Origin of the sequence: Salinimicrobium gaetbulicola (genome assembly GCF_042676025.1) — a bacterium.
Lineage (GTDB): Bacteria > Bacteroidota > Bacteroidia > Flavobacteriales > Flavobacteriaceae > Salinimicrobium > Salinimicrobium gaetbulicola.
Genome location: NZ_JBHTJP010000003.1, coordinates 1 through 10,069 on the forward strand (window position 1 = coordinate 1; position 10,069 = coordinate 10,069).

Annotated in this window: 12 protein-coding genes; all 12 read right to left on the reverse strand. The window is 33.4% G+C overall.

Going from position 1 to position 10,069, the window contains the following annotated elements; translation table 11 throughout:
* Positions 1–243 (reverse strand): hypothetical protein (locus ACFQ1G_RS00990; RefSeq protein WP_380736374.1); only part of this gene is annotated, 243 nt, incomplete at its 3' end.
* A gap of 135 nt (positions 244–378) precedes the next feature.
* Positions 379–1,083 (reverse strand): PA3715 family protein, encoded by a 705-nt coding sequence (locus ACFQ1G_RS00995; RefSeq protein ID WP_380736375.1) that lies wholly within the window; start codon positions 1,081–1,083, stop codon positions 379–381.
* 151 nt (positions 1,084–1,234) lie between these two features.
* On the reverse strand, positions 1,235–1,741 hold the full coding sequence (locus tag ACFQ1G_RS01000) for a hypothetical protein (protein WP_380736376.1): 507 nt from the start codon (positions 1,739–1,741) through the stop codon (positions 1,235–1,237).
* Positions 1,742–1,902: 161 nt separating this feature from the next.
* Entirely contained in the window at positions 1,903–2,358 is a 456-nt protein-coding gene (locus ACFQ1G_RS01005; protein WP_380736377.1) for a hypothetical protein, read from the reverse strand.
* 147 nt (positions 2,359–2,505) lie between these two features.
* Entirely contained in the window at positions 2,506–3,381 is an 876-nt protein-coding gene (locus ACFQ1G_RS01010) for an alpha/beta hydrolase (RefSeq protein ID WP_380736378.1), read from the reverse strand.
* A gap of 251 nt (positions 3,382–3,632) precedes the next feature.
* Positions 3,633–4,169, reverse strand: a complete 537-nt coding sequence (locus ACFQ1G_RS01015) for a hypothetical protein (RefSeq protein WP_380736379.1) — start codon at positions 4,167–4,169, stop codon at positions 3,633–3,635.
* 359 nt (positions 4,170–4,528) lie between these two features.
* Positions 4,529–5,260, reverse strand: a complete 732-nt coding sequence (locus ACFQ1G_RS01020; protein ID WP_380736380.1) for a LytR/AlgR family response regulator transcription factor — start codon at positions 5,258–5,260, stop codon at positions 4,529–4,531.
* Positions 5,257–6,081, reverse strand: coding sequence for a sensor histidine kinase (locus tag ACFQ1G_RS01025; RefSeq protein ID WP_380736381.1), 825 nt, complete (start codon positions 6,079–6,081; stop codon positions 5,257–5,259). The genes ACFQ1G_RS01020 and ACFQ1G_RS01025 overlap by 4 nt, the downstream gene beginning before the upstream one ends.
* A gap of 303 nt (positions 6,082–6,384) precedes the next feature.
* Positions 6,385–6,777 carry a hypothetical protein gene (locus tag ACFQ1G_RS01030; protein ID WP_380736382.1) on the reverse strand — a complete coding sequence of 131 codons (393 nt, stop codon included), beginning with the start codon at positions 6,775–6,777 and terminating at the stop codon, positions 6,385–6,387.
* A 33-nt stretch (positions 6,778–6,810) separates the two neighbouring features.
* Positions 6,811–7,314 carry a hypothetical protein gene (locus ACFQ1G_RS01035; protein WP_380736383.1) on the reverse strand — a complete coding sequence of 168 codons (504 nt, stop codon included), beginning with the start codon at positions 7,312–7,314 and terminating at the stop codon, positions 6,811–6,813.
* Positions 7,315–7,761: 447 nt separating this feature from the next.
* Positions 7,762–8,589: an RHS repeat domain-containing protein gene (locus tag ACFQ1G_RS01040; protein ID WP_380736384.1), complete on the reverse strand. Its 828-nt coding sequence runs from the start codon at positions 8,587–8,589 to the stop codon at positions 7,762–7,764.
* Between the two features lie 128 nt (positions 8,590–8,717).
* Complete coding sequence (locus tag ACFQ1G_RS01045) at positions 8,718–9,338, reverse strand: transglycosylase domain-containing protein (RefSeq protein WP_380736385.1); 621 nt, start codon at positions 9,336–9,338, stop codon at positions 8,718–8,720.
* Between the last annotated feature and the right edge of the window lie 731 nt (positions 9,339–10,069).

Sequence of the window (10,069 nt, forward strand, 5' to 3'; positions counted from 1 at the left end):
AATTACAAAGGTTAAATAATGAGAAATTACTCCCGTCAGCAGTCCCGTGATTATAATTTTCACTACATCATATTTCTTTTTCACTATAAATTTCCAGAGTAATCTACCTGTCAAAAAAAATGCTAAAGGTGCCGCAATTCCAACCACAAAATAACCGTCACCTATAGCTGTAATAGCCGTATAAGCACCGATTAGAAGTCCGACCAGGGCATTAAAAATTCCATATTTAATCCAAGGTTTCATTTCAAACTTTTTTGAATGTTGCACAACGTTCCCGGTTAACGCAGTAGCGGAACTGAGCAACGTAATTTGTCGGTTAAGTTATCTTTTTAAAAGTAGTCAAAAATGTCATTTTAGCACGATCTTCCGCTATTTGCTCTACAAAACGTTTTTATACTCACCATTCTCGTATTTCAGAAATTGTAATTCCGTCTTGGTTTCTGTCTTTATCTTTTCACAGTCTTCGTTTCTTTCGCTCAACTCAATTTCATTGGTGAATTTCAAGTCCGCAAACTCGTTCGAGTATGTATCTAAAACTTGAATATTTTTACAATGTTCTTCAAATTCTCCTTTGCAAGTCGTGTTCGTTTCTCCATTAAAAGTTTTTATTGGGAAATCTTTCAAAACACGATTCAATTTATTTCCTTCCAGAGCATATAATGATAATTCAGTACTTGAATAGGGGTTTGGTCGGCTTTGGTTTGAATGATATAATTTAAGACCGTAAGCTACAATTGTTTCGCTCAATTGATAAAGTTTGGGTTCTATTTCGATTTTATCAATTGAAACGGCATCTAGGTGCCAATCTTTTTGTCCACTAAATTTAGCCTTCACTTCACCAGTTTTGTCATCAAGTAAGATGATATGGCTATTTAAAATTCCATATCCATCTCCCTCCTCAGCGATCTCCGGAATTATTATTAAAGTTCCGTTCTTAAAACTTTGGAAGGTGGCAAGTTTTGAAAATATTTTCGAAGTTTCAATTCCAACTTTTTGAGCGGTTTGTTCAATCAGCTGTTGTGATTGAACCTGACTTGAACTTAAGGATACAGTCAAAAAAAATATTGTCAGTAGGTTTTTCATAAATGTTTTGTAACGTACATGGTTAACGCAAGTAGCGGACTTGGGATACGTAATTTGTCGGTTAAGTTATCTTTTTAAAAGTAGTCAAAAATGTCATTTTAGCACGATCTTCCGCTATTTGCTCGTTAACTGATGTTGCCAATAGTGCTTTTTAATCTGCATAATATTCATACCAGTTAGGCCGGTCGTCAATTGTTTTTATTTCCTGAACATTATCGAATGAAAAATCTGGTTTTTTGGACGAAATATTGTGAATAGAGTATGCCTTACCCCAATCCGCGTCAATCCAGGAACCTTCATTGAAAAAGTAAACTTCTCTTTCTTTGACAATCCGTTGATTTTTACTGTTTGTCATTAAACTAAACAAAGCAGTTAATGTCTCCTGTTTAATCTTTTTATTTTTAATCCATTCTTCAATTTTCATCTGATGAGCTGTCCATCTGGGATCGGTTGATGAATAAACGGACGAAGAATTGGATAGCAAAAGAGTGTCATTAATAATTAAATTACCTTCTCTTAACTCTAAGCGATCTATAGAAAATTCTTCCATCATGAGAATGATTTCTTCACTTTGCTGAAGATCAATTTTTCTTTCAGTTCGATCAATACCGCAAGACACGCAAATCAGACATAAAATAAATAGAAATTTCACGTTCATTTTGTAATAATTATTTGAGGCTCTGCATTATTGGCAACGGTCTCGGTTATCGCAAGTAGCGGATGTTGGAAACGTCCATTTATAGGTTAAGTTATCTTTTTAAAGGTAGTTAAAATTGTCATTTTTAGTAGGCTCTTCCGCTATTTGCTCGTTAACCGATTTTAGCCACTGCCTTTTTTTATCTCCAACAAGACATCTTCTTTCAGATTTTCAGATGACAGAACTACATCTTTATCCAAAGTCTCTGAAATTGCTTTTAAATATCCGATTAAGTTCAGGTGATCTTTCTCCGTTTTTACTTCCCTTGGTTCAATATCGTTCTCAATTTCTTTCTCTGAAAAAAAATAGCATTTCACCTTTATATTTCCCAGGCTTATTGTAGCATTATTAGAGTCAAAGAATTTGTCTGGATCGTTCCAAAATTCAAATACTCTTTCAATATTAATTCGGGTTCCTTTCTTTCTGGTCAGTCCGTCATAAAATTTGACATCAAAATTCTCATTGACTAGTTTACACCACCTTTCCCAATCCGTTTTGTCAGTTTTAGAAATATAAATATCCCTTAAAGTACCATCTTCAAAATAAATTTCTTCCTTAAGAGTTTTCCAGTTATTCATTTTTTCAGGTTGTGGCTAACGGTCTCGGTTATCGCAAGTAGCGGATTTTGGGAACGTGAATTTATAGGTTAAGTTATCTTTTTAAAGGTAGTTAAAAATGTCATTTTTAGTAGGCTCTTCCGCTATTTGCTCGTTAACCGATGTTGGCTACCGTATTAGTTCATCAATCCTTTGAATAGCTTCGTCAGGATGTTCCTTTAAAGTCATTATATGTTTTGTATCCGTTATCCAAAATTCTTTCGGTTCTTTAGCTGCTTCATACAAATTTTCTCCTTGTATCAACGAAACATCACGATCCGACTGGCTGTGAATAATTAGTTTTGGCGTATTGGAAATTTTTTTAATGTCACGAATAGCCACATAATCTTGATTGAAATTCTCGGGATTTTTCCTTGCTTTCTCCTTCAAAAAGTCCACTGGGGCATAATCAATTGCCATTTGTTGAGCAGACTGGATACTTCCATCCAAAACAAGTGCATCGATTTCGTTTTGGTTATCGGCCGTTATTTTTACGGCAAGTTGGCCTCCAAGAGAGGTGCCGTAAACTATCATTTTTAAACTATCAGACTCCGTTTTTTTTTTAAAGTCGGCGAATGCAACTTCTGTATCTTTCAGTACTCCCTTATAACTTGGTTTACCAGTCGAATTTCCATAACCTCGCCAGTCCACTGCATATACTCCATATCCATTCTCCACAAGAGGTTTAATCAAGACTTTATACTTACTAACATTTCCACCCGCACCGTGAATGAAAAATATGTTCCCTTTCGGTTTTTCTGTTGTTGCCTGAAAGTAGTATGAGTAAATGTTCAGGGAATCTTCGACTCTAAGAATGGTCTCAGAATATTTTAAATCATTCATATCTTCCATTTCCTTTACTGGAAAATAATAAAGCTTAGATTCATCATTGTCTACTATGGCTTTAACCATTGGGTCAGTTTTATAGAAATAGAATCCTGCACCAGCTGTAAATAAGATTAAAATCAGAATTACTACTCCGACAACTTTTAATGTTTTTTTCATTTTTGTGTTTTTGGTTATATGGTAGCTAACGTCTAAGGTTAACGAAAGTGGTGGGTAGGGAAGGAATCACTTTCCGGTATAACGGGTTCTTCTAATGGAAATAAATGTAACTATTTATCTCTCAAAAAGCCATTTTTGATAACGGTTGTTGCAAAATGTGCTGGCCGCAAGAGTGACCACGCAAGAATGTCAAACATATTTGATTCTAAAGCAGGAATCATTGGGACTTTAAATCCCAAAAATGATTTTTTTTAGTTGGAAATACGCCACCCCAATTTAAGGCCAATGATTGGAGAGAAGAAAGAACCACCTGACTCGTTAAAACCATAGCCTGCTCCCAAATTAAGGTCTAATTTAAAACCGGCCCCAAAGTACCGCTGTAGTCCCCATACAGGGCCAATTACACCAAAATAACCTTCAGTAAATTCTAAATCACCAATAATGGGTTTTCCTCCTTGTACAGTTCCACTCAGAGCGATATAATTACTACTATTATTGGAAATATTTTTTCCCTTCTCAAGACGTTTATTCAAGTTGTAATAGTAACGGTATTGTAATCCAAAGACTGGGTATACACCAAAACCTTCTCCAAATGTTCCTTTTCTATAAGCAAAACCTGATCCTAAGCTTAAATCTAAAGTTGACGAATTTGTGAGACCATATTCATACTCTAATCCGGGAGTTAATATGTTTACTGAAAATAGTCCATCCTCTACTGATGGTGGGTTTTGTGCGTTAATGGATGAGAAGGTTAAAAAGCAAAAGCCGAGTAGTAGTAATTTTTTCATTAAAAATTGTTGTTAAAATTGGTCACAAGTTAAAAAATTCACATTCTTTAAAGGTGTTATTTCGATTTTTTCGTTTAAATGAGTAATCCGCTACAAATATGATTTTTAAAACTCTCTTTACTGACCTCTCAATAATAAAATTTAGGAGTCCGTTGATATCCGAACTAGTTTTCAAGTTCAACATGTCATCTCGTATGTCAGCAGCATTTTTTGCAACGGTTTTGGTTAAGGCAAGTAGCGTGGAGTAGGGACGCAAGCTTGTCGGCTTAGTTGTTTTTTACTTGATGTCTAAAATAGCACTTTTCACCGGACTGCCCGCTATTTGCGCTTAACCGATGTTACCTACTTTTGCGACTGGCCTACAAACTCAACTGCTCTTTAAAAAGGTAAGATTGCCTTCTTGAGATTTCTATCTCATCACCTGAATTCATTTCTATTTTTAGCTTTCCGTTAAACCAGGAAACCACTTTTTTAACATGATTTATATTAATTAGTTGTTGCCTGTTGGCTCTAAAAAACACATCGTTTGGTAATTTTTCTTCAACTTGACCTAAAGATTTATAGATTAATGGCCTGTTGTTTTCAAAAAACACACGAGTATAGTTCCCCACAATTTCAAACATAAAAACATCTTGAATTTTAACCAACCAGCATTTCTCACCATCTTTAATAAATATCTGTTTATCTAGGCTCAATGCACTTTCGCTTTTTGATTCTGATGGTGAACTTGCGCTATATTTTTCAAATACTTTTTCTATACTGCTGGTAAATCGTTTTTGATTGATAGGCTTCAATAAATAATCAAAAGCATTGTATTCAAAAGATTTAATGGCATATTCATCAAATGCAGTGGTAAATATGGTTATAGGAACATCATCTAAGAGTTCTAACAAATCAAATCCATTTTTTTCTGGCATATTGATGTCTAGAAATAATAGGTCTGGTTTCGTTTCATTGATCAACTTAAATCCTTCATCTACATTTGGTGCTTCGCCCAAAAGTTCAATTTCCTTGTGTGCTTTCAAGAGCTCCTTTAACTCATTTCGGGCAAGTCTAGAATCTTCTACGATAACTGCTGTTAATGATTTCATGCTACCGGGATTTTAATAGTGGCGATTACTTGATTTTCTTTTTCTTTTAAATGGAAGGATGCTGTTTCGCCATAAAGCAATTCAAGACGTTTTTTGATGTTTTTCAATCCTAGTTGAGTAGTGTCTTTACTTTGTCTTAAAACCCCTGTATTAGCAACCTCTATTAATAATTGATTCGCTTTTAGTGTGGTGGACAAACTTATGTTGCCTCCTTCTTTTAAATTTGAAATTCCGTGTTTAGTGGCATTTTCCACCAACATCTGAATAATCATTGGGGGAATTTGAATGTTCAAAGTGGATTTGTCAATGTTCTTATGGAACTGAAGGCGATCCTCGAATTGAATCTTAGAGATCTCAATATAATTTTCTACCATTTCCAGTTCATCTTCTAATGCAATGGCATTTGAATCACTTTTTGTGAGAGAATAACGCAAGGTTTCAGATAATCTGGTTAACATATTTCTTGCTCTGTCCACATCTTCCAACATCAAGCCACGAATGTTGTTTAAACTGTTGAACATAAAATGCGGATTTATTTGTCCTTTCAGGGTGTTTAACTGAGACTCTTTAAGGTTAGACTCAAGCTGCAATCTGGTTTCTCTTCCATTATTTAATTCCATTAGTCCTTTTACCGCCACATAGAATCCTGCCCACACAAGAAAATAAATACTATAATTAATAATAAAAAGCAGGTTGCCTTTTAAACCTTGGGATTCGTGTTCAAAAACATCTGCCCTGTCATAAATAAAATGATAAACGAACTGAATATATAAGGTATAGGTGATATAAAACAATAAAATTGAAACCAGTAATAAGCCCAAAATTTTAAAAACATCCACACCTTTTAAGTTATCAAACTGAATAAATCTATTGATAGATCTTTTTAATTGATGGGTAAAAAAAATGGAGAGCGATAAGGCGCAGGTAAAATCAAGTATAAATTGCCAAACCTTTAAATTTAAATCATTCCCATTAAACCAATACCCAAAAGCCATAAGGCCAATTATCAATGACCAGAAGGTGAAAGTTAGAACCCAATATGCAGTTTTTTTTGTAAACACAATATTTTTAGTTAGCTGAAAATCAAACTTAGCATTTTAATAGTTAGTAGGATTTCTTCAAGATTATTTTTCAATTATTAATTCAGAATTTCTAATGCTCACTATTCTATTTTGATTTGGAGCTATTTCAAAACTTAATTTCACCAAATCTGCCTCCTTGAAATTAGGAATGGAATATTCGAGACTTTTATATAAGTCCGCTACATATTCTTCAAAATTACTGATCTTGCAATTACTTAGATAAAAGTTATGATAATCTCCGTAAACCCCATCTGGAAAAGATACCCCATTCCCATTTAACCCTTTTTCAATGACCTTACATTCGCATTGGTCTTCCAGGACCATTGCTATTTGTGCATTATCTACATTTTTACCTGTAATGGTATCTACAACTAAAGTGTCCACTATTATAAATGCAATGATTGCCAGAAGTAGAAGAAATAGTTTCTTTTTCATGATTTCTAATTTTTAAAATAATTTATATAAATCTTAAATTTTGGACTGAATTTGGGTTTCCAGAGTTCTTAATTCTTTTTCTACCCTTATAAATGCCAACATGCCTAAAACAGCGGTGATGGAAATGACTAAAATTGTTACAATCAATGCTTTAAAGTTGGATCCTAAGTAAGTAGATAGAAAGGGGATTAGAGTTAAAAACCAAACTGAAATAAAAAGGATTTCGAACTTTTTGCGCTGTTCTATATAGGCTTTGAATTTTGTTAAGCTAGAAGTCAAGGAAGCCTTTGTGTAAGGTTTTTGTTCAATATTATTAAGCGGTAAAAACTTAAGTATATAAACTCCTAATACGGCTACTCCAATTAACAAGCTTAGGATAACTAATATGCTTTTTTCTGAATAAAACATGATGATCAAGGATACGAACATTAGAATCAAAGATGATAATTTGGCCATTTTAGAGCCTAGGATAAGCAGATGGAATTTATCGAATTGCTTTTGAAATGTGTGTGGTTTTTTGGTTTCTGAATTTTTCATAAGTACTGCTGTTAAAGAGTTAACCTGTTATTAATTTGAATAGGAAGTCAACAATTAAGATTACAAGTGCGATCATGGTGTTTTGTTTTTTTTTTGATTAGTGATGTAAACTTAGATGAGTTTTACCTTCAAAAAAAAGATTATATGTTGAGCGGTAAATGGAGTAGGAGGAGCGGAAAACCTAATCTTGTAAAATAATATATCCAAATTATTTTTTACTCACTTCATTTAATTCAACTTAAGGGAGAGTCATCGTAAAATATTTTATTTAAAAATTTTCATCGATGTTTATAAAGAGCAATTGTAGGTAACGTCTCCGGTTAACGCAAGTAGCGGACCTGGGAAACGTAAATTTATCGGTTAAGGTGTCGTTTTAAAGGTAGTCAAAAATGTCATTTTTGACTGGACTGCCGTATTTGTGTTAACCGTTGTTGTGCAACGTATTTTTTACGGGTAGTATTCTATTTGTCTTTCCCAAACCATACTTAATTCACCATTTGAACTTCTCTTTTTTGTGATCCAATTTCCATTTTTGTCGTATACATATTCGAAAGATGTCTGATGAGTTTGTTCATCTTGTTCGTTAAACCAGTTTTGTATTGTCAGGTTACTCATTTCGTCATATTCTGATACGAATTTCGTGTAGCTGCCATCAGGTTTGAACATAAATTGTGTACTTTCATTTCCATCCTCGTCATAAGCATAAGTTCTTCTGTCTTTTAAACTTCCGTCTGGTTTATAGCGAAATTGTTCATTTATTTTGTTGTCATAATTGTATTTGTAAACAGATCTCCAACCATTTTCACTTCCTGGTTTTTTCGATAACATCTCAATATTGTTTCCGTTTTCGTCATATGTGTTAGATTGGATATTGATCAGATTGTTTTCCGAATCATATGTTTGGACTTCAATCATTTTGTTGTTAGAATCGTAAACATAATTCCAATAGCTTTTTATTTCATTCGATGAGTTTTTCTTCATAGCTTTTTGAGCTTCTCCTTCTTCATTCCTTTTATAAATTGTTTTCTCGTAAAGAGAGCCATCTCGTTCATATTGCCCATTTTCTATCACTTTCTCATTTTTATCAAAAATCATATATGAACTTATGTTTGAGTTAAAAAGATTTTCTCGATTTTTTAACTCTCCATTCTCTGGTTTATAAATGACTTCTTTAACCATTTTCATTTTTGGCTTAAGACTGTCCGAAGTCGATTGAGCGATAAGATTTGTTCCTGAATTTAAAATCAGAAATCCAATTATTAATAAGTATTTCATTGGTTTGTCATATGTTGCACAACGTCTCCGGTTAACAAAAGTGGCGAGTAGGGAAGACATCACTTTCCGTGGAGATGAGTTTTTGTTATGGAAATAAATGTAGGAAATTATCGCTCAAAAAAGCCATTTTAGTTAACCGATGTTGTACCCAGTTTTCTCAGTAACTCACTTCTTTTTTTATTATGCGCTTTGGGGTTTCTTCTAATACTATAAAGAACCGGATTTTCCAACATTGTTAGAATACTAACTATTTCTTTCTGATTTAATTCCTCTAAACTTTTATTGAAAAAATTTTCTGAAGCGCTTCTCACACCTATTATATCATTTCCAAACTGAAAGTTATTGTATACATAATTAAGACATTCTTTTTGTGAAACATAATCTTCAAGTTCAAGAGCTATCATTCCAGGCATTGTTGAATAGTATCCTCTTGAATAGTCAATTTTTTCGTTTGGAATAAAAAGAGCAGCCATTTTGCAAGGACATTTTCTATTTGAGTCAGAAAAGGTTCTTTCCACAAAATAAGTCCAATAATTACCATCTATTGATCTAGGGTAAACTTTCTCAAAGACTTCTACGAAATTATCTGGTATTGGGGGACTATTCTTAATAAATGAAACAATATCATTTTTTTCATTTAAATACTTTTCTCCCGTTACTTCCATCAATGTTACAAACGAAATCAAGAAAAAAAATACAAGTGCAGTTAGAATCACTATTCCTTTCACTAATTTCTTCTTTATATTCATTTCCTCGAAAATTGGGTACAACGTCCCGTATAAAAACAGTGCGAGCTGGCGAGTTTGATTGTCCGCAGGACAATCAGGCGCAGCAAGCGAGCACGGACTTTCGATTTGAGACAGATTTTAGCATTGTTTTTATACAGTGTTGTAAAACGTTTTTTTAATTTATCCAACCGTGAATTAATAGAATGAAAACCGCAATAATTGTCAGTCCGAATAAAGTTGCTGTTTTGATTTTATGGCTTTGTAAGTTCCAAATTGCGACTGAAAATAAAAATCCGAAAATTAGTCCGTAAGTCAGATTGACTATTGAGTAAAGTTCAGCCGTGCGGTAGTAATATGGAACTGGTCCTTCTCCGCCAAAAGGATAAAATTCTGTTTCCTTTCTTATAGCAACTGTATAAAATTCGAAAAGATGAATTAGAGTTAATACTCCGCTTAACAGAATTGTTATACTGTTAAGTAAACTGTTTTTCAAAGACTGTTTAAGAATCAATTTTTTTAAATGTTTTACAACGTCTCGAATAACGCAAGTTGCGGCTTGGGAACTCGAATTTGTCCGTTAATGAACTAACTTTAAAGGCAGTCAAAAATGCCATTTTTTAGAGGTATTCCGCAATTTGTGTTATTCATTGTTGGCACCAGTAATTTTCACACGGCTAACTACCATTTCCATTACCAGATCATCAATTTATCTCTATTCTTATTATAAGCAAGAATTGTTATATTTTCATAAA